A 22,121-nucleotide genomic window follows, 5' to 3' on the forward strand; every position below is an offset into this window, starting at 1 on the left:
TCCCCTTTATTTTACTGGTACAGCTACTTCTTTATCAGAATCTGTACTATAATCTTTTTTTGGTTTTACTATTACTGAAACTCCATCTGGAATAACTGTAATTTTAGCGTCTTTACCTTTTATTTCAAAAGCCATATTTAAAGCTTCTTCAAATGTATTTGCATGTTTCATATGCATACTTTTTATCATTTCTGGATTACATTGATCCGTTACTATTATGACAGTATATTTTTCTAGTATTCTAGCTAATATCTGGAACTCCCATTGATCTGGTGCTGTATCACTTTTTTCAACTTTCCTTACATTTTCTAATATTTCACTTGGTGAAGAAGCATTCGCTATATTATCATAAAAAGACTGACCACCGTGACCATCATTGCAAGCAGAGATCATTATTATTACTCCACCCTCTTTACATGTAGCCTCAGCCGCTGTCATGCCTTTAACTGATTGATATATATTTTGATCTAATGGATATCCTCCATTAGTACTTATAACTATATCTGCATTTTGAGCATCTATTTTAGATAACTCAGTTACAAATTCGCATCCTGTTTTATGCGCTTTTTCAGCATCCCCTGCAAAAGATGCTATAACTTTTTTATCCTTATCTATTACTACATTTAATATAAAAGCTAAATTTGCTTTTTTAGCTGCATATACCATATCTTCATGTATTGGATTATTATTAATTATCCCTGTTCTTGCATACTTACTATCTATAAATTCACTACAGTGATTGTACATAATAGTCTTAGCTGATGCTATTCCTGGAAGAACACTCTTTCTTCCACCTGAGAATCCAGCAAAGAAATGTGGCTCTATAAACCCTTCTGCTATCAATAAGTCAGCTTCAAAAGCAACTTTATTCAAATAAAAGTCGCCTCCTGATGGAAGTACACCTGCTTTTACCATTGAATCATCATCTGTAGATACATGCATTATTATTTCTTCATTATTTACTATCTCTTCTCCCATTTTATAAATTAATTCTTCTCTTGTACTAGGTCTATGAAATCCTGTTGCAACTATAATCTTTACATCTATATCTGGATTTCCTTCTCTTAATCGTCTTAAAATTATAGGCATTGTAACTTTACTTGGAACTGGTCTAGTATGGTCACTAGTTATTATTACAACGCTTTTTTTATCCTTAGCTAACTCTTCAAGTTTAGGTGAACCAATTGGATTATCCATAGACTCTTCGACTATTTCTTCTTCACTCCTATTAACAACATAATTATGAGCTTTTGACTCTAAAACAGCTAATAGGTTTTCATCTGGAATGTTTAACTTCATCCCCATTTTCGAATAAGGCACTTTTAAAATCGACATATTGTCCCCCTTTTATAAATTTATTTTATATAAGTGGTATAAAACTTCCTATATAAACTAAAACACCTAGTATCACCACATATCCTAAACAAAACTTAAGTGTTGATCCAAATATTTTTCCTTCACTTCCTATTAGTCCTGTAGCTGAAGTTGCAATAGCTATACTTTGAGGTGATATCATTTTCCCTGCAGTAGCACCTGCAGTATTTGCTGCAGCTATCCAGTATGGATCTATTGATAATGACTTAGCAGCTTCTACTTGCAATCCACCAAACAGTATGTTTGCTGATGTATCGCTACCTGTTACAAATGTGCCTATTGCACCTAATAGTGGGGCTATTATAGGATACATTTTACCTGTTATTGCACATAATCCAAAAGATATAGAACTTGTCATTCCGCTATAAGACATGACTTTAGATATTGCAACTATTGACATAATAGTTACGAAAGATTTAGAAAGTTGTTTTAGTGTTTTTATAAAAACATCTATCATTTTGCTTACTTTTACTTTTTGGATTAATCCTGCTATGAAAGTAGAAATTATGATTATCATACCTGGTGTATTTATCCATGTAAATGAAGTCGGAACTGCTCCTTCTCCATTATAAATTTGTATATTGCTACTAAATCCAGCTAAGAAGCTATTTATTGACTTGCATAAAGGACTAGCAAGTAATATTAAAATACATAAAAGTATATATGGTAACCATGCAAGTAACCCTTCTTTTGTAGATATCTTAGCTTCTACTTTTGAATCAACAATGACATTTGAGTCATCAAAAGATGCAGTTTCATTTTTATTTAATTTTTTATTCATAAATTTAGCCATAAGTATTGTAGATAACATACTACATAAACTTCCTATTAATGCTGGCAACTCTGCCCCTAAATATTTTGCTATAAATACTTGAGGTATGGCAAACGTTGTCCCAGATATTAACGTAATCCAAAAAACACCTTTTATGGCTTTAAAACTTTTTTCTGTTAAAATTACTAATGCAAAAGGAATTATTACAATGAATATTGCTAATTGAACTGATGTTACATAACTTAATTGAAGTACATCTAACCCTGTTACTGAGGCTAATGTTGATACTGGTATCCCTATAGCTCCAAAAGCTGTAGGTACTGTGTTTGCGATAAGACATATTACTGCTGCAAATATTGGATTAAATCCTAGAGATGCTAATATACTAGCAGGAATTGCAACTGCTGTTCCATAACCAGCAACAGCTTCTAAAAAACCACCAAATCCCCATGCTAATATAAGTACTTGAATTCTGTGATCTGTTGTTATACTAGATAACATATTTTTCATAGTGTCCATTGTTTTAGTTTCAACAGCTAAATTATAAGTAAATAGTGCTGCTACAATAACTAATAGTATAGGCCATAACGCTACAGCCATTCCCTCAATTGTTGCTGTTGCTGCATTTGATACTGGCATCTTCCAAAATCCAAGTGCTATGACTATTGTAAGAATGACTGTGAAGAAACATGTTTTGTGGGCTGGCAACTTCATTATGCCTAAAGATACTATAAGCCATATAATTGGTATTATAGCTAAAATAAATAAAACATACTCGTTCATCAAGTATCCCCCTTAAATTTTTTCTTATTTATATGTCATAACTTGAATGATGGTCAGTGGTATTACCACCTTATACCTTAAATGGTATTATGTTTCATTGTTAATATCAACACTTATCTTAATATTAACAATCTTATTTTTCTTTATAGTTTTCTTTTATTAAATTCATATGCTCTTCCATTTTTTTATATGCCAGATTAGAGTCATTGCTTATTATAGCATTATATATCTCTTTATGCTGATTTAATAATACTCTTTCGTCTGAATATTTATTAACTATTTTTCTCCTTGCATCATCAATAAACTCTTCAAATAAATTTGAAGATGTTAAAAAAAGACATTCAATTAAATAATTTTTACTTATTGAAGCTATTTTATTGTGAAATTTTTGATCTAAATTTACAAGAATTTCATTTCTATTTTGATTATTAATTTCTTCTTCCATTTTATTTATTATAAATTTCATTTCATCTGCTTCTTCTTTTGTTACTCTTTTACTTGCAAACTTTACTGTTTCAAGTTCTAATGCTTGCCTTAGCTCTATAACGTCTTCCCAACTTCCATTATTAAGTTTAAATATTAAAGATAGTGGTTCTATTAATGATTTATTTACATTAGAACATATAAAATTTCCTTCACCTTGTCTACTTTCTACAACTCCCATAGTTTCTAACACTCTAAGAGCTTCTCTTATAGATGTTCTGCTAACTCCCATTTGCTCTGATAATTCTCTCTCTGATGGAAGTTTATCTCCATTTTTAAATTCTCCATAAAATATTTTTTCTTGTATTTGCTCTATTACTTGTTCATATACCTTTTTACTAGTTATATTATTAAACATATTCCCCCCACCCAAATATATAAAAAACCTTTTAACAAATTAATTATATTATAATCTATTGTTCTTTAAAATTCTCAATTAATTTAACATTCATATAGATTCTAAGAAATTAATATAATTAAATATATTACTTAAATAAGGTGGTGTATATGAAAAAAAATCAAATAATTATATTTTTCTTTCCTATTGTAATAGTTCTATTCTTAGTTGTTGGTATTATAATATTTCCTCAAGAATCTATAAAATCAGCAAAAGAAGGTCTCAATATTTGGGTAAATGTTCTAATCCCATCTTTGTTACCATTTATAATTGGTGCTAATTTAATAGTGGAATTAAAAATAGTAGATTTAATTGGCGTGATAATAAACCCTATAACAAAATTCGTATTTAATGTTTCAGGAAAAAGTGCTTTAGTTTTTGTTATATCTACTGTATCAGGATATCCTGTAGGTGCAAAGCTCGCTTATGATCTTAGAGACAAAGGACAAATATCTTCCTCTGAAGCTCAAAGGTTAGTTTCTTTCTGTTCAACATCTGGACCCTTATTTATTATAGGTGCAGTTGCTGTTGGTATGTTTAACAATCCATCTTTAGGGTACTTAATGATACTTTGTCACTATCTTGGTTCAATAAGTGTTGGAATTTTATTTAGAAATTATGGTAAAGAAAAGCTTAGTAAATCTAATATTAATATTAGGACAAATTTTAAAAATATTATTAGTACAAGATATTCTAGTAATATAGGATTTTTCGTCATGTTTGGAAATGCTGTTGTTAATGGAGTTAATACTTTGTTGGCTGTAGGTGGATTTGTTATTGTATTTTCTGTAGTTTTTAAAGTCCTTTCATTATTTAATATAATATCACTCCTAGCAACTATTTTAAGTATTCCACTTTCATTATTTGGAGTAACAAAGGAACTATGTTATGCTTTTATCGGTGGATTGTTTGAAATTACAATAGGATGTAGTAATATATCTCAAGTAGCTTCTGCATCTTTATCTATAAAAGCTTCTTTATCTAGCTTTTTAATAGGTTTTAGTGGACTATCTATTCTTGCACAATGTTGTAATTTTTTAGCTAAAACAGATATTAAAACTAATTTATACATACTAAGCAAGCTTTTGCACGGATTATTTGCAGCTATTTTCACATTTTTACTTTATCCTATATGCGAAACTACAGCCTTAGTTTCTAGCTTCGGTCCAACTTATAATACTTTATATAATAATAAACTTTTAGAATTCTATTTAAATAATACAAGCCTAATAATACCGTTATTATTCCTTGTATATCTTATATTTAAATTTGTAATACCTAACACTAAGATTTCTAAAAATGCTTTTTAGAAAGTCTCCAGGTTTATGCAAATTACATTTAAAAATAAATTTTATACATATAAAATAAAAAGCTATGGATCATAAAATAAACTCTATAATATCCATAGCTTTTGTTATTATTCATTAATATAAATTTTTATACATACTCTATACTATTTTAAATCCGCTTTATCTCTCATTACTTCTTCTAATAATGACTTAAGATTATGCTCAACTGCTGAAAATACATCTGTAGCATACTCAATAGAACCTTGTCTTATTTCTCTAGCTACAATCTCTGCTTTTTCTGTTATTTCTCTAGCTCTTTGCTCCGCTTGACCAACTACATCACTAGATTCTATATAGTCTTTTAAAGTATTTTCTGAATTTTGTTTTAGCTCTTCTAAGCTTCTAGTATACTCTTCTTTTATTTTTTCAGCATCTCTTTCTGCTTGAGCTACTAATTCTTGTGCATCTCTTTTAGCTTCATTTAGAATTCTATTTCTTTCTTTATTTATCCAAACTGCTTGTACAACCTCATCTGGCATTAAAGCTCTTATATCTTTTATAATAGATAAAAGTTCTTCTTTATCTATTACAGATTTTTGCGAAAAACGAGCAGTTTGTGCATTTCTTATTCTATCTTCTAATTCATCAAACAGCTCTATCATTTCTAAGTCTATCTTCATTGCTTATTTCCCCCCATTATTTTTTCTCTTTAGCTCATCTAGTACTACTTTTGGTACTAAGTTTTTTACATCTGCATCAAACATTAGAACTTCTTTTATTAGCGAAGAACTAATAAAAGAATACTTAGTAGTTGTAGGTAATATAATTGTCTCTATATTTGGATTTAGCTCTCTATTCATATGAGCCATCTGTAATTCATATTCCACATCAGCTCCACTTCTTACACCTCTCACTAAAGTGTCTATCCCATTATCTTCACAATAATTAACTAGTAATCCATCAAAGCTTACAATTTTAATATTATCTAAATGCCCTGTACATGATTTTATTAAATTAACTCTTTCTTCAAATGTAAAAAGACCTTTTTTATTCGGATTAAATAGTACACCAATTTGTAACTCATCAAATAATTTTGATGCTCTACAAATTATATCTAAGTGTCCATTTGTTATAGGATCAAAACTACCTGCAAACATAGCTTTTCTAATCTTCTTGCTCATTTTGTGCCTCCAACTTATAAAATGTCAGTGTCGTATTTCCATACTTCTTATCTCTAGATTTCACTAGATTTCCTATACTTTCGTCAAATAAGTCCTTTGTATCATGCTCTACAACTATTATTCCATCTTCGTATAATAAATTTAACTCATCTATAATCTTTAAACATTCTATAAACATATTTTCATAATATGGTGGATCCATAAAGATTACATCAAATTTTTGATTTTGACTTGATAATCTTTTAACAGCATCTTTAAAATCAACATTTAAAATAGTACTCTCATTCTCTACTCTAGCTTTTTTAACATTCGATTTTATTATATTTATGCTATCTTTACTTTTATCTACAAAAACACAATTTTTAGCTCCTCTAGATAAGCACTCTATCCCTAGAGATCCCGTTCCTGCAAATAAATCTAGTATATTACTTTCTCTTATATAAGGATTTATTATATTAAATAGCGATTCTTTAACCCTATCTGTTGTAGGTCTCACATCTTGATTTTTAGGACTATCTAACTTTAGTCCTCTTGCCTTTCCTGATATAACTCTCAATGTCATATCTCCTCTCAATATATTTTAACATAATTTGTATTTAGTTTAGCGAAATTTCTCTTGCTGCATACTCAAATTTATCAATTATCTCATTTTTCAACAATTTATTTTTAGAATTTTGTAATTTTGAGTCTTCTCCTATAATGTAACGAGCTTCTTGTTGAGCTATTTTTAATATTTTCATATGTTTAAATATATTAGCTATTTTTAGCTCAGGAAGTCCATGTTGTCTCGTACCAAAGAATTCTCCAGGACCTCTTATTTCTAAGTCCTTTTCTGATATTTTAAATCCATCATTAGTCTCTTCCATAATAGACATTCTTTGTCTACAAACCTCTGATTTCGATGCATATATTAATATACAGTATGATTTGTGTTTTCCTCTACCTACACGACCTCTAAGCTGATGAAGTTGGGCCAGACCAAACCGTTCTGCATTTTCAATTATCATCAATGTAGCATTTGGTACATTAACTCCAACCTCTATAACAGTAGTTGAAACGAGTATATCTAACTCTTTATTTTTAAAACTTTTCATAATATTATCTTTTTCAGTTGCCTTCATTTTTCCATGTAAAAGCCCAACCTTAAGATCTGAAAAGTATTCTTGTTTAAGTTCTTCTACTAATTCTACTGCGGCTTTTGCTTCAATAGATTCACTTTCTTCTACCAAAGGACATACTATATAAACTTGTCTACCTTTTTCAACTTCAGCTCTAACTAAGTTATTATAAGCTCTATCTCTTTTATCCTTGCTTACAGCTATAGTATCAATAGGCTGTCTTCCTGGAGGAAGTTCATCTATAATAGATATATCTAAATCTCCATATAATATAAGAGCTAAAGTTCTTGGTATTGGTGTAGCTGTCATAACTAATACATCAGGATTATTACCCTTATCAGAAAGTTTTCCTCTTTGTCTAACGCCAAATCGATGTTGTTCATCAGTTATTACTATACCTAAATTATTAAACTCAACCTTATCTTCAATTAAGGCATGAGTACCAATTAATATATCAATTTCTTTATTTTTTACTCTATCTAAAACTTTTTCTTTTTGTTTCTTAGTAAGACTTCCTACAAGAAGCTCTACATTCATCCCAAACTCTTTTAAGGTTTCAGTTAATGAAATATAATGCTGCTCTGCTAAAATCTCTGTAGGAGCCATTAAAGCGCCTTGATAGCCATTTAGAACACAATTTGCTAATGCAAGTAATGCCACTACTGTTTTACCAGAACCAACATCACCTTGAACAAGTCTATTCATAACTTTAGAAGACTGCATATCTTCTATAATTTCATTTAAAGCTCTATTTTGAGCTTTTGTTAGTTTAAATGGCAAAGAGTCTATTATATCTTTTAACTTATCATTTTCTTCAAATTTTATTCCTTCAACTTCTGTAACTCCATTTTTAAACATGAATAAACCTAGTTGAAGAATTAAAAATTCCTCAAAAATAATTCTATATAAAGCTATTTTAAAATTTTCTTTACTACTTGGTGCATGAATATTTTTTATAGCATAATCTATACTACATAATTTGTACTTATCAATTATTGTCTTTGGTAAATACTCTTTTATGACTAATTCTTTATTAGATAATACAGACTTTATTATACTCATAATTTCCTTATTAGTCACCCCAAATGTAAGGGGATATATAGGCATTATTTTACAAGTATTTTTAGGTGCGTTGCTAAGATGCTCTATCTCACAAGAACTTAGCTCTATATTTTTAAATTCTTTTTTTACTTTTCCAAATACAAGTATAGTATCTCCACTTTTAAATGCATTACTTATATATGGTTGATTAAAAAAAACTAACTTTGCATATCCCGTTTCATCTTTTATATCTACCTTAGTTAAGGTCATACCTTTTTTTGGATTACTATTAGTAATACCTAATATCACTGCCTTTATCGTTGCTTTATCTTCATTTTGTAACTGAGCTATCTTCTTTAAATTATTTCTATCTTCATATTGTCTAGGAAAATAATAAAGTAAATCCTTAAGTGTAAATATTCCTAGCTTATTTAATTTATATGCCCTTTTAGGACCAATTCCTTTTACGTATTGTATATCCATTTTTAAGTCACTCATAGTTATCACCTATTACGCAAAAATCCTGTATAACCAACTAAACGGTAGTAAGATTATACAGGACTTTAAAATCATTATTCAACTGAAATTAAGTAATAATAAAGAGGTTGTCCTCCATAGTATAACTCTACATCTATATCCTCAAACTTTTCTTCTAATTCATCACGAAGGTTGTTTGCTTGTTCTTCACTCACATCTTCTCCATAGAATAAAGTTATTATTGCACTATCTTCATCTACTAAATTATCTATAAGTTTAGTAGTTATTTCATCAACACCTTCACCAGCTGCTTGTAATTTACCTTCTGCTATAGCTATTATGTTTCCTTCTTTAACTTCAACATCATTCATCACTGTATCTCTTACAGCATATGTTACTTGACCTGACTTAACTAAGCTTAAAGACTCCATCATTGCTGCTTCATTTTCTTCAACAGTTGCATCACCATTAAAACTTACTAAAGCTGTAAATCCTTGAGGAGTATTTTTAGTAGGTATAACTACTATATTCTTCTCACTTAACTCTTTAGCTTGATTAGCAGCCATTATTATATTGCTATTGTTAGGGAATATAAATATATTTTTTGCATTTATACCTTCAATAGCTTTCATAAAGTCTTCTGTACTTGGGTTCATAGTTTGACCACCTTCTATTATGTGATCAACTCCAAAATCTTTAAATATTTTAGCTAAACCATCACCCATAGAAGTTGCTATAAATCCATATTCCTTTTCTTCTTGAGTAGATTCAGACTCATCATCTTCTACTAATGTATTTTCATGTTGAAGCTTCATATTTTCTATTTTTATAGTTAAAAGTTCACCACAAGCTAATGCATCTTGTAATACAAGTCCTGGATCATTAGTATGAACGTGTACTTTTATTATTCCTTCATCTCCAACTACAGCTAAGCTATCTCCATATTTAAGCATCATATCTCTTATTTGAGTGTCGCTTACTTTATCACTTTCTAATATAAATTCAGTACAGTATAAGAATTTTATATCTTCTGTAGATACACCACTTTGTAATTTAACTTCTTTTAATGGTGCTGAACTTGAATTATTAGTCCCTATTGTATTTCCTTTTAAGCATTCTAACATACCTTCATATACAAGAAGTAATCCTTTACCGCCTGAATCTACAACTCCTGCTTCTTTTAAAGCTTTTAATAATTCTGGTGTTCTATTTAATGATTCATTTGCTTCTTTTATAACTAACTCTAAAAATGCTATAAAATCATTTTCTTTTTTAGCTATTTTTAAAGCTGCTTCACTACTTTCTCTTATTACAGTTAGTATAGTTCCTTCTATTGGTTTTATAACTGCTTTATATGCAGTATCAGAACCATTTTTTAATGCTTCTGCAAAGTCTAATGTACTTAGTTGATCTTTGCCTTCTACTGACTTAGCTATACCTCTTATAATTTGAGATAAGATAACTCCTGAGTTACCTCTTGCTCCCATAAGAGACCCTCTAGATATTGCCTTACCTATATTAGTTATTTCATTATTATCTACTTTAGCCAATTCTTTAATCGCATAAGAAATAGTTAATGACATGTTTGTCCCTGTATCTCCATCTGGCACTGGGAATACATTCAATTTATCAACTAACTCTTTGTGATTTTGAAGATTGTTTGCACCTGAAACAAACAAATCTCTTAGTTTTTTTCCGTCTATATATTGAATCATATTCTTCCTCCTAAATTACTTAACTCTAATTCCTTGAACATTAATGTCTATTTTACTTACTTTTATAGCCGTCATCTTCTCAACTGTATATTTTACTCTATCTATTATATTGTTTGCAACTGTAGATATATTTGTTCCGTACTGTATTATAACATAAAGTTCTATTGCTATGGTATTGTCTTCTAATTCTTCTACTTTTACACCTTTAGTAGCATTTTCACCTTTTAATAGTTCTACTATACCCTTAGATTTATATCCTAAACCTACTAGTCCGTAACTTTCCATTGCTGCTCTATACACGATTTGAGCTATCACTTGTTTATCTATTTCTACATATCCAAATTCATTATTTAATCTTGCACTCATGGTTTGACCCCCTTAAATTATTTTTTATTTTTATTTTGCTCAAAAAACTTTTAAAAATATCTTATTTATGTAATATTAATTCTAACTACTATAATACTATAAATGTATTATAATTTAAACCTACTTAATTTCATTTTAAATTATAACCATATGTATCTAACAATATATTCTAATTTACTTTTTATTTTTGTTATTTACTTTATGGCTAATTATATATATAATTTTATATGATAGTTGCAAATTGTTCAATAATAATATATAAGACAAATGTATATTTCTATTGCAGAAATTTGATATTTGTGTTAATATAAATATGTTTTTAGTCTTTAAATAGTTATCATTTTAAGGAGGTGTACGATAATGGCTAAAGTATGTAGCGTATGTGGTAAAGGGAAAGTTTCAGGAAACCAAGTATCACACTCAAATAGACACAGCAGAAGAACTTGGTCTGCTAACTTAAGAAGCGTTAGAGCTATAATAGATGGAACTCCTAAGAGAGTTAAAGTTTGTACTAGATGTTTACGTTCTGGTAAAGTTGAAAGAGCTTAATTACTTATTAAAAAAAGCCTACTAATATAAGTAGGCTTTTATTTTTTATATATTTGTCTTTTCTTTACTTCTTTCCATTTCTCATAAATTTTAAAACTATATTAGATAACCATTTTGGTAATTTTATAGTTACCATTTTCATTGTTTTATCCCCCCATTTAATAAACTAATATATAAGACCTCTATTTATCTTTATTCATTTGTACCTAAATATATTTCTTCTATCAAATTAAAATAATATAAATGACTTAATAATTCCTAATATAAGAATAATATAACTCCACACACTATAAGAACCAATGCTGTGAGTGTAGAAAAAATCCAACTTGGGAGTATCATAGACATAATCACTGCTGCTCCCGTAGCAATACATATTATTCCTAACAGCCCTTTCGATTGATTTCTCATAAAATACCCCCTCACTCACCGCATTATTATTATACTTTAATTTATGCACATAAAAATCTAATTAGACCTATCCTACATTTTTCTTCAATATTTCTTACTAAAATAAAAATAAGCATGCCAAATTAGCATACTTATTTTCTATATGGATATCTATTTTTAATTTATATTTCTTATTACTAGTAAAGCACCTTCTTTTACACTTACAGAACAAAGTTTACCTAGCATAACATTTGAAATACCTAAAGGCATTGAATATTTCATATTATATTCTTCTAGTGGATACTCTAAATTTTCTAATGTAACCCCATTAGCGTCTCCTTTTGTAGGTATAACAGATATTATATCACCCTTATTTCCTTTAAGTACAAGCTTTTCATTTATAGCTAATTGTATCTCTTCTTTTTCAGAAATAATTTTTGGAAAAATATTCTTTTCTCTTATGTAATATAATAAGTTTATATTTGCAATAGTATGGTCAATTCTTCCACCCATAGCAGCTATTAAATCTATTCTTTTTGCATTTAACTTCTCTGCTAAATAAATACAAATTTCCATATCTGTTTCATCTTTCTTAGAAGGAAATTTTTCAAAGCTAACATTTTTTTCTTTATAATAATTTATTACACTTTCACTTGCAGAATCCAAATCGCCTATTATATAATCAGGAATTATGTCCATATTATATGCATGATTAGCTCCTCCATCTGCACAAATAATAAAATCATATTTTTCCTTATTTATAATTTTTTTAATTATATTATAGTCTTTAACTTCTCCATTAAGTATAATGCATACCTTCATAACATCACCTATTTAGAAGCATTTTTCCTAAATAAATCTACAGTTTCTTGTATATTATTACTATTAAATATAGCAGAACCAGCTACTATTATATTGGCACCAGCATCAACTACTTTGTCCACATTTTCTGGCTTTATACCGCCATCAACCTGTATATCTACCTTTAAGTTTTTAGAGTCTATAATTGACTTTAATTCTTTTATTTTAGGAATGGTACTTTCTATAAATGACTGACCTCCAAATCCAGGATTAACAGTCATTATTAAAACCATATCCACATCTTCTAATACATGCTTAATAGTTTCTATTGGTGTTGCAGGATTTAATGCTACACCAGCTTTAATATTGTAAGATTTGATATTTTGTATAGTTCTATGAAGATGTTTACAAGCTTCCTGATGTACAACTATAATATCACATCCTGCTTCTACAAATTCTTTTATATAGTTATCTGGATTTTCTATCATTAAATGAGCATCAAATACCATATTTACATCTTTTCTTAAGGATTTTACAATCCCTGGTCCTAGTGTTATGTTTGGAACAAAATGTCCATCCATTACATCTATATGTAAATACTCACACCCTGCACTTTCTACTTTTTTTACATCCTCTAATAACCTTGCAAAATCTGCTGATAATATTGATGGTGCTAATTTGATCATACCTAGTATCTCCTTTTACCTTGTTTACTTTGTCTTATTTCATTTAAAAGCTGTATATAGCTATCATATCTTTCGTTTGATATTTCCCCCGCTTCTACAGCTTCTTTTACCCCACACCCAGGCTCATTCTCATGAATACATTTAGAACCAAATCTACAATCATCATAATTTTCAAATTCAATAAAGTATTCTTTAAGTTCATTTTCGTCTATATCATCTAAAGTCAAAGAACTAAATCCTGGAGTATCAGCAACCATACCTCCACACTCTAATTTTAAAAGTTCAGCATGTCTAGTGGTATGCTTACCTCTTTTTATTTTATCACTTACTTCACCTGTTTGTAATTGGAAATTTCCATCTATTTCATTTAATAAACTTGATTTACCTACTCCTGATGGTCCAGCGAAAACAACAACATTACCTCTTAGTTCATCCTTAATTTTATCTACATTTAACTTAGTTTTATTGCTTACAGGTATAACCTTATATCCACTAAGTTCATATATACTTTTAATTTTTTCTAAAGTATTATCATCATCTAAGTCTGATTTAGTTAATACTATAACAATGTCTAAATTTTCTTTTTCCGCTAATACTATAAATCTATCTAATAAAGATAAATGTGGCTTAGGATTTTTAACAGCAAAAACTATTAGTGCTTTATCAACATTTGCAATTGGTGGTCTTATTAACTCAGTATCTCTTTCATCAATTTCTTCTACTACCCCTTTTTTATTCTCTTCATCTACCACACTTATACGAACTCTATCCCCTACTAGAGGAGTTATTTTTTGTTTTCTAAAAATGCCTCTAGCTCTACATTCATAAATCCCCATTTCTGTATCTACGTAATAAAATCCCCCTATTCCTTTTATAATCTTTCCTTGTAACATTAAATTCCTCCTTTAAATTTTGGTATGTCTATTTAAATAAACGATATATAAATAATTCTATTTCTCAATTTACTATCTTACTATATTTTATACATATTTCCTATAAAAAGTAATATTTTAAAAATTTTTTATAAATTATTTGTGAAATAGGATTTCATATAAAGTAAAAAAATAAGTTAGAGTATTATAAAAATACTCTAACTTATTTATACTATTCTGTAACAGGACTTTCCGTTTCACCGTCATTAGTTCCACTATCGCTTCCTCCACCTTCAGTAGTTCCTCCAGATGAGTCTCCATTTCCGTCTGTACTTCCGCTTCCGTCATCTGTACTTCCACTTCCGCCATCTGTACTTCCGCTTCCGCCACTTGTACTTCCACTTCCGCCACCTGTACTTCCGCTTCCGCCACTTGTACTTCCACTTCCGCCACCGGTACTTCCACTTCCGCCACCTGTGCTTGGCCTATTCGTAATTCCATTACTACTTCCGCCACCTGTACTTGGTCTATTCGTAGTTCCATTATTATTGTTATTTGAATTACCTGTTGTTGGTGGATTTAATGTATCATCCAAATCATCATTATCATCATCTGATTCACTTTCTTTTGGACCTTTACTTACAACAACATCAACATCATCACCTTTAGATATATTAGTTGTTCCTGAATTTGGGCTTTGACTTAATACTATACCTTCTTTATAAGTATCACTGTATTCATATTTTATATTTCCTAGATTTAAATTATTTTGTGTTAATATATTTTCAGCATCACTTAATGTTAATCCAACTAACCTGGGTACTTCACCTTGTTTTTGCCCTTTACTTAAAACTATACTTACAGTATCTCCCTCAGCTACTTGAGTTCCTGCTACAGGACTTTGAGATATAACGTAGTCTTTTTCTACTGTATCACTGTATTCATCTCTAACTATAACTTTTAAACCTAAATCTTTAAGTTCTTTATTAACAGATTCTAAATCTTTATTTGTAAAATCAGGAATAGTTATAAGTTGTTCTTCTTGAGAACTTCCACCAATCATACCTGAAACAAATTTATATATGAAAAATACTTGAGCAATCAAAATTAACCCTAATATTACAGCTGCTATCTTCAACCTCTTTTTAACCTTTGGGCTATCTTCTTTGACAACTTTATTTTTTCTTTTTTTATTCTTTTCTTTATTTTTAGGTGGTTGTATTATTTGCGGTTCTTCTTCTAATAACTCATCATATTCATCTTCATCTTCAAAATCAACACTTTCTTCCACTCTATCCATTTCAATATGCTTAGTAGCATAGTTATCATATTCTTTTATAAAATCTAGGTCTATGTTTTTTTCTACATAATCTATATCTTCTATTAATTCCTCAGCACTTTGATATCTATTTTCACTAGATTTCTCAGTTAATTTTTTTATAATTGTTCTTACACTTTGAGGTATACTTACTTTTTCTTCTGAAGTAAATTCTACATCTTCATTTATATGTTGTAATGCTATAGATATAGGGCTATCTCCTCTAAATGGAACTCTACCTATTATCATTTCATATAAAACTATACCTAAAGAATATAAATCAGCAGTTGCATTTACATGATTTCCCTTGGCTTGTTCTGGAGAAAAATAATGTACAGATCCTATAATGCTGCCTATATTAGTCATTGTAGAGTTTGTTACTGCTTTTGCTATACCAAAATCTGCAACTTTAACAATTCTACCTTCATTAGATATTAATATATTATGAGGTTTTATATCTCTATGAACAATTCCTTTTTTATGAGCAGCGCTTAAAGCCATTGCTATTTGCTTGGTAATATCTAAAGCAGTGTACTCATCTAAAGTCCCTTCATTTTTTATTATATCTTTTAGATTTTGTCCATCTATATATTCCATTACTATATAGTGAACCTTACCATCTTCCCCTACATCATATACATTAACTATATTAGGATGAGAAAGGCTTGCCACTGCCTCAGCTTCCCTCTTAAACTTATTTAGAAATTCTTCATCATCTACGAATTCCGGTCTAAGAACTTTAACTGCTACAGTTCTGTTTAATAATTTATCTTTTGCCTCATATACAAAAGCCATACCACCATCACCAATTTTTCTAATGATCTGGTATCTATTTCCTAAAATTGTATCTCCCACTTTATCACCGTCCTAATTATGCTTTATTAGTATAACTGATACGTTATCTTTTCCAGAAACGTCATTAGCTACATCTATTAATTTTTTATTTGTAATGGATATGTCTTCGTTATTTAAAAGTATATCTTCTATATCCTCTTTAGCTACAAACCCAGTTAATCCATCGCTAGCTAAAAGAATTAAGTCATTTTCATTTAATTTAACTTTAAATATATCTACTATAACTATTTCATCAGTCCCCATAGCTCTAGTTATATGATTTCTATGAGGATGATTTACGGCTTCTTCCTCAGTTATTACATTAGCTCTTAATAGTTCTTCTACAACTGAATGATCTATACTAATTTGATTCAATCTAGATCCACTTAGTAAATAGCATCTACTATCTCCTACATTTGCAACATATAGATTATCTTTATATAAGATAGCTGTTACTAATGTTGTTCCCATGCCTGTACACTCTTCTTCTTCAATAGATTTTTGGTGTATAATAGAGTTTACATTATTATAAGCTTGTTTTATTATATCATCAATATAATCTATTTTTATGCTATCACTTTGTAATAAATTTTCTTTTAAAAATTTCAGGATATTTTCTACAGCTAATTTACTAGCCACTTCACCTTTATTATGCCCACCCATACCGTCAGCAAGGGCAAATATTCCTATAACTTCTTCACTTTTAGTTTTTATAACTTCCCCTCTACAGTAATCTTCATTATTTTTCCTTACTTTTCCTACGTGGGAGTCACAGCTATAAATCATAAGATTTCCCCCTTAAGCTACTTATGTTTTCTTCTCAATTGTCCACAAGCTCCTCCTATATCTGAACCCATAGAAATTCTTACAGTAGCTGGTATATTATTTTTCTCTAAATAATCTCTAAACTTATATATATAAGACTTATCAGGTCTTTCGTATTCTCTTTCTTCTACTTTATTTATTGGTATTAAATTTACATGACATAACATGCCTTTTAAAAGCCTAACTATCTCTTTAGCTTCTTTTTCAGAGTCATTCACACCTTTAATTAAAGAGTATTCAAATGTTACTCTTCTATTAGTCTTCTTTATATAATATTTACATGCATCTATTAATTCATTTATTTTATATGCCTTTGCAACAGGCATTATCTCTCTTCTTTTTTCATCAAAAGGAGAGTGAAGTGATAGTGCTAAATTTATAGGTAAACCTAAGTCTGCTAACTCATACATTTTAGGTACAACCCCACATGTAGATAGAGTTATATGTCTATAACCTATATTGAGACCATTTTTTTCATTTACTAATTTTAAGAACTTTTTAGTATTTTCAAAGTTATCTAAAGGTTCTCCACTTCCCATTAATACAAGATTCGATACTCTTTTACCTATATCCTCTTGAATTTTCATAATTTGGTCTAAAATTTCCCAAGGCTCTAAATTCCTTATTAAACCTTCTAATGTTGATGCACAGAAGTTACATCCCATTCTACAACCAACCTGATTAGATATACAAACAGTAACTCTATCTTCATAATCCATCATTACTGTTTCTATTATATTTCCATCATTAAGTAGAAATAGATATTTTTTAGTTTTATCTACCTTCGATTCTAATTTTAGTTCTTGTTCTATATTCCCTATATAGGATACCTCTTCTAATTTTTCTCTTAAATTCTTAGGTATGTTCTTCATATCATCGAAAGTTTTAGCACCTTTATATATCCAAGAAAAGATTTGACTTCCTCTAAATGCTTTTTCGCCTATACTAACTAAAAATTCTTTTAACTCATCTTCTGTCATATTTTTTAATGCTACTTTAGTTTGTTCCATATTTATCACTACCTTACTCTTTCTAATTTTGCTATAAAGAAACCGTCTATATCGTGAATATTCGGATATATCTTCAAGTATCCATTATCTTGATTATCTAAGTCTACTTTAACTTCATTTATAGGAACTAATTTAAAATTATTATTATTATCTAAGAAATCCTTTATAACTTCTATATTTTCATTATCTTGTATTGTACAAGTACTATAAATTAAAGTACCTCCGACTTTAACGTATTTTGATGCATTTTTTAGTATATCTTTTTGTATTTTAGGTAAATCTTTAAGTTCTGCTTTTTCCTTATACTTTATTTCTGGCTTTCTTCTTATTATACCTAAACCAGAGCAAGGAACATCTGCTAGAACATAATCAAACTTATCTATACTTTCTTCATCTAATACTGATGCATCAAAAGACTGAACTTCTACATTTGTAAGCCCTAATCTATCTACTGTAGATTGTATAAGCTTTAATTTATGGTCAAATATATCTCTAGATACAACTTTTCCAGTATTATTCATTAATGTTGCTAGATGTGTAGTTTTTCCTCCTGGAGCGCTACAAACATCTAAAACTAAAGAGTTTTCTTTAGGATTCATAACCTTTCCAACCATCATAGAGCTTATATCTTGTATAGTAAACAGACCGTCTTTAAATAGTTGGTTATTTTCTATATTTTTTAGATTTTCAACTCTTATTGCTTCATCTATATTTGGTACTATACTACAATTTATACCTTCCGATTTTAGCTTTTCAATAAGAGAATCTCTACTAATTTTTAAAGTATTTGTTCTTAGATATACACTAGGTTTCTCACTATTTGCTTCTAATAAATCTTCAGTAAACTCCTCTGAGAAATTGTTAATCCAGTTCTTTATCATCCAAGGCTTATAAGAGTATCTAGTAGCTAAATACATTATTTTATCGTCCTTTAAATCTACTTCTCCTATGGTATCCTTTTGTCTTATAACATTTCTAAGAATTGCATTTACAAACCCAGAAGACCTTTTATCGTATTTTTTAACTAAACTAACAGTTTCATTAACTGCAGCATAGTCAGAAATACTATTTAAAAGTAAAATTTGATAAATACCCATTCTAAGCAATATTTTAACATAAATATTCATTTTTTTGCATTTTATCTTTGAAAGTTTATCTATTATATAGTCTAAATAGTACTTATTTTCAACTACACCATAAATAAGTTCTGTCGCTAAACCTCTATCTTGATTATTTAAATTTACATTCTTAAAATGCTTATTAATAGCTATATTAGAATAGTTATTATTTTCTTCTATATCCAAAAGCACCTTAAGTGCCAATTCTCTTGCCTTCATATATCGTCTCCTTAATTTATCTATCTCACTTTAAAAAAGGGATGTCTTAATAGTGATTGGTATACCAATCACCTTAAGACAGCCCAATTTTAATCATCATTTCTATCTGCTATTGCTAATAACCTTAATAACTGAAGTACTGATGTCAATGCTGCAGCAACATATGTTAATGCAGCTGCTGTAAGTACTTGCCTACTTCCTTTTAATTCATTGCCTTCTACTATTCCCATATTACCTAATTGAGATAAAGCCCTACTAGATGCGTTAAATTCAACAGGTAGTGTAACTAATTGAAATAATACCGATGCTGAAAATAAAAGTATTCCTATATTTAAAAAAATACCTCTACTCATAAATAATCCTAGTGCTATTAAAAGCCAAGATATATTTGATGCAAAGTTTACCACAGGAACTAAACTACTTCTTATATTAAGAGGTACGTATCCCTTTGCATGTTGCATTGCATGACCACATTCATGAGCTGCTACTGCAACAGAAGTTATTGATGTCCCATAGTATACATCTTGTGATAATCTTACAACTTTTCTTCTTGGATCATAATGGTCACTTAAATGTCCTCTTACCATTTCTACACTTACATCGTATAACCCATTTCTATCTAATATAGTTCTCGCTGTTTGCTCTCCAGTAAATCCTCTATTTGTATTTACTCTTAAGTACCTATTCGTAGTAGTACTTACTTTAAATTGTGCATACATAGTAAATAATATAGCAGGAATTAATATAAACATTGTTCTATCTAGATAAAAACCACCGTAATAACCACCATATCCATACATAATTTATAACACTCTCCTATTTTACTATCTTATAAAGAAGTTTATTGCATTTTCAACTTCTTTAATATTTATACATGTATCTACACAAGGTCCATTTGGTCTTTTATTAAATACGCCTAAAACTGGAATTTTACTAACATCTTGAACTCCAGAAGTCAAATCCCTTTCACAAGCAACAGCTATAACTGCTTTAGGCTTTTTATCTAAAATAAATTTTCTAGCTAAAGTACCTCCTGTAGCTACAAATATGTCTATATTTTTTTCTTCTTTTAGTTTTACCAAATCACTTATATTACATAACCCACATTGCTTACAGTTAGAAATTTCCGTAGTAACTTTTAACTTGCAACTATTTTTTTGTACACAGTGTGGTATAAGAATAAGTATATCTTCATTTTTAAAGTTATATTCTTGACTATAAATATACTCATTATTAAGTTTTACATATACTTTTCTTAATTCATCCTTTGGTATTCCAACAAAAGATGCTATTTTCATCATTAATGGAAATATTAAATTCACTATTTGAAAATTAATTTTCATTAATTTGGGATTAGCATCCTTATCATTAACTACATTACTAGTAACTATAGTTGAGAATATTATAGTTATAATCATAACTATGACTATAATATTAACTAAAATTTCAAATAAATTAGTTAAGTTCAATAAAAACATATTTATAATTGATACTCCTACTATAAGAATTCCAAGTAATATAGCTATAGTAGTTATGTATTTTTTTGTATCTATCATTTTTTGACACCTAGCCTAATATTTCGTTAGTCTCAATACTATTTCCTTTTATATATTCTTCAACTAAAACTCTTTTCTTTCCTGGCATTTGAATTTCACTTATTAAAATTACATTATCTTTTGTACTAACTCTTATACCTTCTTTATCTACTTTTAATATAGTACCTGGTGCTTTATCACTAGATTCACTTAAGACTTTAGTCTTCCAGATTTTCATAGTCTGACCTTTATAAGTTGTATATGCACTTGGCCATGGATTTACACCTCTAACTAAATTGTGTATTTCCTTAGCAGATTTTGAAAAATCTATTTGACCTAAAGTTTTATTCATCATAGGAGCATAAGTAAATTCATCGTGATTTTGAGGGATTCTCGGTGCTTCTCCTTTTTCTATTAAGTCTATTGTTTCTTTTAGTACTTTAGCACCTTCTTCCTTCATAATATCATGAAGTTCTCCTGCTGTAATCTCATCATTAAGTTCAAATTCTGAAGTTAATATCATATCTCCAGTATCTAAACCTTCATCCATATACATTGTTGTTACACCAGTTTTATCTTCTCCATTTATTATTACCCAGTTTATAGGTGCTGCGCCTCTATACTTTGGAAGTAATGAAACATGCACATTTACACATCCAAATTTAGGTATATCTAATATTGACTTTGGAAGTATTTGACCAAAAGCCACAACTACTATTAAATCTGGATTTAAATCTTTTAGTATCTTTACAAATTCTTCATCTCTTGCCTTTATAGGTTGATATACTGGTAAATCATACTTTAAAGCAAGTTCCTTTACTGGAGGCATACCCATCTTTTTCCCTCTACCAACTGGTTTATCAGGTTGAGTAACAATTCCTATTATATCATGTTTTTCATCTATTATTTTTTGTAAACACCCAACTGCTATATCTGGTGTTCCCATAAAAAGTATTCTCATTAAATCAACT

The 22,121-nt window shown here is 29.1% G+C and carries 22 protein-coding genes; 2 read left to right on the forward strand and 20 right to left on the reverse strand.

The features are described from left to right. Window positions 1–6: 6 nt before the first annotated feature. From larA to HF520_RS09675, 3 genes are all read right to left on the reverse strand, one after another. Complete coding sequence (gene larA, locus HF520_RS09665) at window positions 7–1,335, reverse strand: nickel-dependent lactate racemase (RefSeq protein ID WP_168573829.1); 1,329 nt, start codon at window positions 1,333–1,335, stop codon at window positions 7–9. Between the two features lie 25 nt (window positions 1,336–1,360). After that, window positions 1,361–2,929 carry an L-lactate permease gene (locus tag HF520_RS09670; RefSeq protein ID WP_168573830.1) on the reverse strand — a complete coding sequence of 523 codons (1,569 nt, stop codon included), beginning with the start codon at window positions 2,927–2,929 and terminating at the stop codon, window positions 1,361–1,363. Between the two features lie 133 nt (window positions 2,930–3,062). Continuing rightward, on the reverse strand, window positions 3,063–3,770 hold the full coding sequence (locus HF520_RS09675; protein ID WP_168573831.1) for a FadR/GntR family transcriptional regulator: 708 nt from the start codon (window positions 3,768–3,770) through the stop codon (window positions 3,063–3,065). Between the two features lie 149 nt (window positions 3,771–3,919). Here HF520_RS09675 and ylbJ point away from each other — a divergent pair, with 149 nt between their 5' ends. Further along, window positions 3,920–5,119, forward strand: coding sequence for a sporulation integral membrane protein YlbJ (gene ylbJ, locus HF520_RS09680; protein WP_168573832.1), 1,200 nt, complete (start codon window positions 3,920–3,922; stop codon window positions 5,117–5,119). A 143-nt stretch (window positions 5,120–5,262) separates the two neighbouring features. Here the strand turns inward: ylbJ and HF520_RS09685 are convergent, their stop codons facing one another. From HF520_RS09685 to HF520_RS09710, 6 genes are all read right to left on the reverse strand, one after another. Then, window positions 5,263–5,778 (reverse strand): hypothetical protein, encoded by a 516-nt coding sequence (locus HF520_RS09685; protein ID WP_168573833.1) that lies wholly within the window; start codon window positions 5,776–5,778, stop codon window positions 5,263–5,265. Between the two features lie 3 nt (window positions 5,779–5,781). Then, entirely contained in the window at window positions 5,782–6,279 is a 498-nt protein-coding gene (gene coaD, locus HF520_RS09690; protein WP_168573834.1) for a pantetheine-phosphate adenylyltransferase, read from the reverse strand. Further along, entirely contained in the window at window positions 6,263–6,835 is a 573-nt protein-coding gene (gene rsmD / locus HF520_RS09695; protein WP_168573835.1) for a 16S rRNA (guanine(966)-N(2))-methyltransferase RsmD, read from the reverse strand. The genes coaD and rsmD overlap by 17 nt, the downstream gene beginning before the upstream one ends. Before the next feature lie 40 nt (window positions 6,836–6,875). After that, a complete protein-coding gene (recG, locus tag HF520_RS09700; protein WP_168573836.1) occupies window positions 6,876–8,936 on the reverse strand; it encodes an ATP-dependent DNA helicase RecG in 2,061 nt (686 codons plus the stop codon). Between the two features lie 74 nt (window positions 8,937–9,010). Next, entirely contained in the window at window positions 9,011–10,630 is a 1,620-nt protein-coding gene (locus tag HF520_RS09705) for a DAK2 domain-containing protein (RefSeq protein ID WP_168573837.1), read from the reverse strand. Between the two features lie 15 nt (window positions 10,631–10,645). Then, on the reverse strand, window positions 10,646–10,996 hold the full coding sequence (locus HF520_RS09710; RefSeq protein WP_168573838.1) for an Asp23/Gls24 family envelope stress response protein: 351 nt from the start codon (window positions 10,994–10,996) through the stop codon (window positions 10,646–10,648). Between the two features lie 360 nt (window positions 10,997–11,356). On the opposite strand from HF520_RS09710, the gene rpmB reads away from it, so the two are divergent. Continuing rightward, window positions 11,357–11,545 (forward strand): 50S ribosomal protein L28, encoded by a 189-nt coding sequence (gene rpmB / locus HF520_RS09715; protein ID WP_073123407.1) that lies wholly within the window; start codon window positions 11,357–11,359, stop codon window positions 11,543–11,545. A 258-nt stretch (window positions 11,546–11,803) separates the two neighbouring features. Here the strand turns inward: rpmB and HF520_RS09720 are convergent, their stop codons facing one another. From HF520_RS09720 to fmt, 11 genes are all read right to left on the reverse strand, one after another. After that, window positions 11,804–11,953: a 2-oxoglutarate translocator gene (locus HF520_RS09720; RefSeq protein WP_168573839.1), complete on the reverse strand. Its 150-nt coding sequence runs from the start codon at window positions 11,951–11,953 to the stop codon at window positions 11,804–11,806. A 156-nt stretch (window positions 11,954–12,109) separates the two neighbouring features. Then, window positions 12,110–12,754: a thiamine diphosphokinase gene (locus HF520_RS09725; RefSeq protein ID WP_168573840.1), complete on the reverse strand. Its 645-nt coding sequence runs from the start codon at window positions 12,752–12,754 to the stop codon at window positions 12,110–12,112. An 8-nt stretch (window positions 12,755–12,762) separates the two neighbouring features. Beyond that, on the reverse strand, window positions 12,763–13,419 hold the full coding sequence (rpe, locus tag HF520_RS09730; protein ID WP_168573841.1) for a ribulose-phosphate 3-epimerase: 657 nt from the start codon (window positions 13,417–13,419) through the stop codon (window positions 12,763–12,765). A 2-nt stretch (window positions 13,420–13,421) separates the two neighbouring features. Next, a complete protein-coding gene (gene rsgA, locus HF520_RS09735) occupies window positions 13,422–14,312 on the reverse strand; it encodes a ribosome small subunit-dependent GTPase A (protein ID WP_168573842.1) in 891 nt (296 codons plus the stop codon). Window positions 14,313–14,523: 211 nt separating this feature from the next. Then, on the reverse strand, window positions 14,524–16,464 hold the full coding sequence (gene pknB / locus HF520_RS09740; protein ID WP_168573843.1) for a Stk1 family PASTA domain-containing Ser/Thr kinase: 1,941 nt from the start codon (window positions 16,462–16,464) through the stop codon (window positions 14,524–14,526). 12 nt (window positions 16,465–16,476) lie between these two features. Then, window positions 16,477–17,229 (reverse strand): Stp1/IreP family PP2C-type Ser/Thr phosphatase, encoded by a 753-nt coding sequence (locus tag HF520_RS09745; protein ID WP_168573844.1) that lies wholly within the window; start codon window positions 17,227–17,229, stop codon window positions 16,477–16,479. Between the two features lie 17 nt (window positions 17,230–17,246). Beyond that, on the reverse strand, window positions 17,247–18,278 hold the full coding sequence (gene rlmN, locus HF520_RS09750; RefSeq protein ID WP_168573845.1) for a 23S rRNA (adenine(2503)-C(2))-methyltransferase RlmN: 1,032 nt from the start codon (window positions 18,276–18,278) through the stop codon (window positions 17,247–17,249). Window positions 18,279–18,286: 8 nt separating this feature from the next. Next, on the reverse strand, window positions 18,287–19,615 hold the full coding sequence (gene rsmB, locus HF520_RS09755; protein ID WP_168573846.1) for a 16S rRNA (cytosine(967)-C(5))-methyltransferase RsmB: 1,329 nt from the start codon (window positions 19,613–19,615) through the stop codon (window positions 18,287–18,289). A gap of 89 nt (window positions 19,616–19,704) precedes the next feature. Then, window positions 19,705–20,415, reverse strand: coding sequence for a zinc metallopeptidase (locus HF520_RS09760; protein WP_168573847.1), 711 nt, complete (start codon window positions 20,413–20,415; stop codon window positions 19,705–19,707). Window positions 20,416–20,439: 24 nt separating this feature from the next. Next, a complete protein-coding gene (locus tag HF520_RS09765; RefSeq protein ID WP_168573848.1) occupies window positions 20,440–21,171 on the reverse strand; it encodes a DUF116 domain-containing protein in 732 nt (243 codons plus the stop codon). 10 nt (window positions 21,172–21,181) lie between these two features. Further along, window positions 21,182–22,111, reverse strand: coding sequence for a methionyl-tRNA formyltransferase (gene fmt, locus HF520_RS09770; RefSeq protein ID WP_168573849.1), 930 nt, complete (start codon window positions 22,109–22,111; stop codon window positions 21,182–21,184). Between the last annotated feature and the right edge of the window lie 10 nt (window positions 22,112–22,121).

This window comes from Romboutsia sp. CE17 (assembly GCF_012317385.1).
Taxonomy (GTDB): Bacteria; Bacillota; Clostridia; order Peptostreptococcales; family Peptostreptococcaceae; genus Romboutsia_E.

Coding starts and splice junctions, on each gene's coding strand:
- HF520_RS09705 (WP_168573837.1), bottom strand. CDS start 10,630: ATGATTCAATATATAGACGGAAAAAAACTAAGAGATTTGTTTGTTTCA.
- ylbJ (WP_168573832.1), top strand. CDS start 3,920: ATGAAAAAAAATCAAATAATTATATTTTTCTTTCCTATTGTAATAGTT.
- fmt (WP_168573849.1), bottom strand. CDS start 22,111: ATGAGAATACTTTTTATGGGAACACCAGATATAGCAGTTGGGTGTTTA.
- rlmN (WP_168573845.1), bottom strand. CDS start 18,278: ATGGAACAAACTAAAGTAGCATTAAAAAATATGACAGAAGATGAGTTA.
- HF520_RS09685 (WP_168573833.1), bottom strand. CDS start 5,778: ATGAAGATAGACTTAGAAATGATAGAGCTGTTTGATGAATTAGAAGAT.
- rpe (WP_168573841.1), bottom strand. CDS start 13,419: ATGATCAAATTAGCACCATCAATATTATCAGCAGATTTTGCAAGGTTA.
- rpmB (WP_073123407.1), top strand. CDS start 11,357: ATGGCTAAAGTATGTAGCGTATGTGGTAAAGGGAAAGTTTCAGGAAAC.
- HF520_RS09710 (WP_168573838.1), bottom strand. CDS start 10,996: ATGAGTGCAAGATTAAATAATGAATTTGGATATGTAGAAATAGATAAA.
- larA (WP_168573829.1), bottom strand. CDS start 1,335: ATGTCGATTTTAAAAGTGCCTTATTCGAAAATGGGGATGAAGTTAAAC.
- rsgA (WP_168573842.1), bottom strand. CDS start 14,312: ATGTTACAAGGAAAGATTATAAAAGGAATAGGGGGATTTTATTACGTA.
- HF520_RS09765 (WP_168573848.1), bottom strand. CDS start 21,171: ATGATAGATACAAAAAAATACATAACTACTATAGCTATATTACTTGGA.
- HF520_RS09675 (WP_168573831.1), bottom strand. CDS start 3,770: ATGTTTAATAATATAACTAGTAAAAAGGTATATGAACAAGTAATAGAG.
- recG (WP_168573836.1), bottom strand. CDS start 8,936: ATGAGTGACTTAAAAATGGATATACAATACGTAAAAGGAATTGGTCCT.
- rsmB (WP_168573846.1), bottom strand. CDS start 19,615: ATGAAGGCAAGAGAATTGGCACTTAAGGTGCTTTTGGATATAGAAGAA.
- HF520_RS09745 (WP_168573844.1), bottom strand. CDS start 17,229: ATGATTTATAGCTGTGACTCCCACGTAGGAAAAGTAAGGAAAAATAAT.
- HF520_RS09670 (WP_168573830.1), bottom strand. CDS start 2,929: ATGAACGAGTATGTTTTATTTATTTTAGCTATAATACCAATTATATGG.
- HF520_RS09725 (WP_168573840.1), bottom strand. CDS start 12,754: ATGAAGGTATGCATTATACTTAATGGAGAAGTTAAAGACTATAATATA.
- HF520_RS09720 (WP_168573839.1), bottom strand. CDS start 11,953: ATGAGAAATCAATCGAAAGGGCTGTTAGGAATAATATGTATTGCTACG.
- HF520_RS09760 (WP_168573847.1), bottom strand. CDS start 20,415: ATGTATGGATATGGTGGTTATTACGGTGGTTTTTATCTAGATAGAACA.
- coaD (WP_168573834.1), bottom strand. CDS start 6,279: ATGAGCAAGAAGATTAGAAAAGCTATGTTTGCAGGTAGTTTTGATCCT.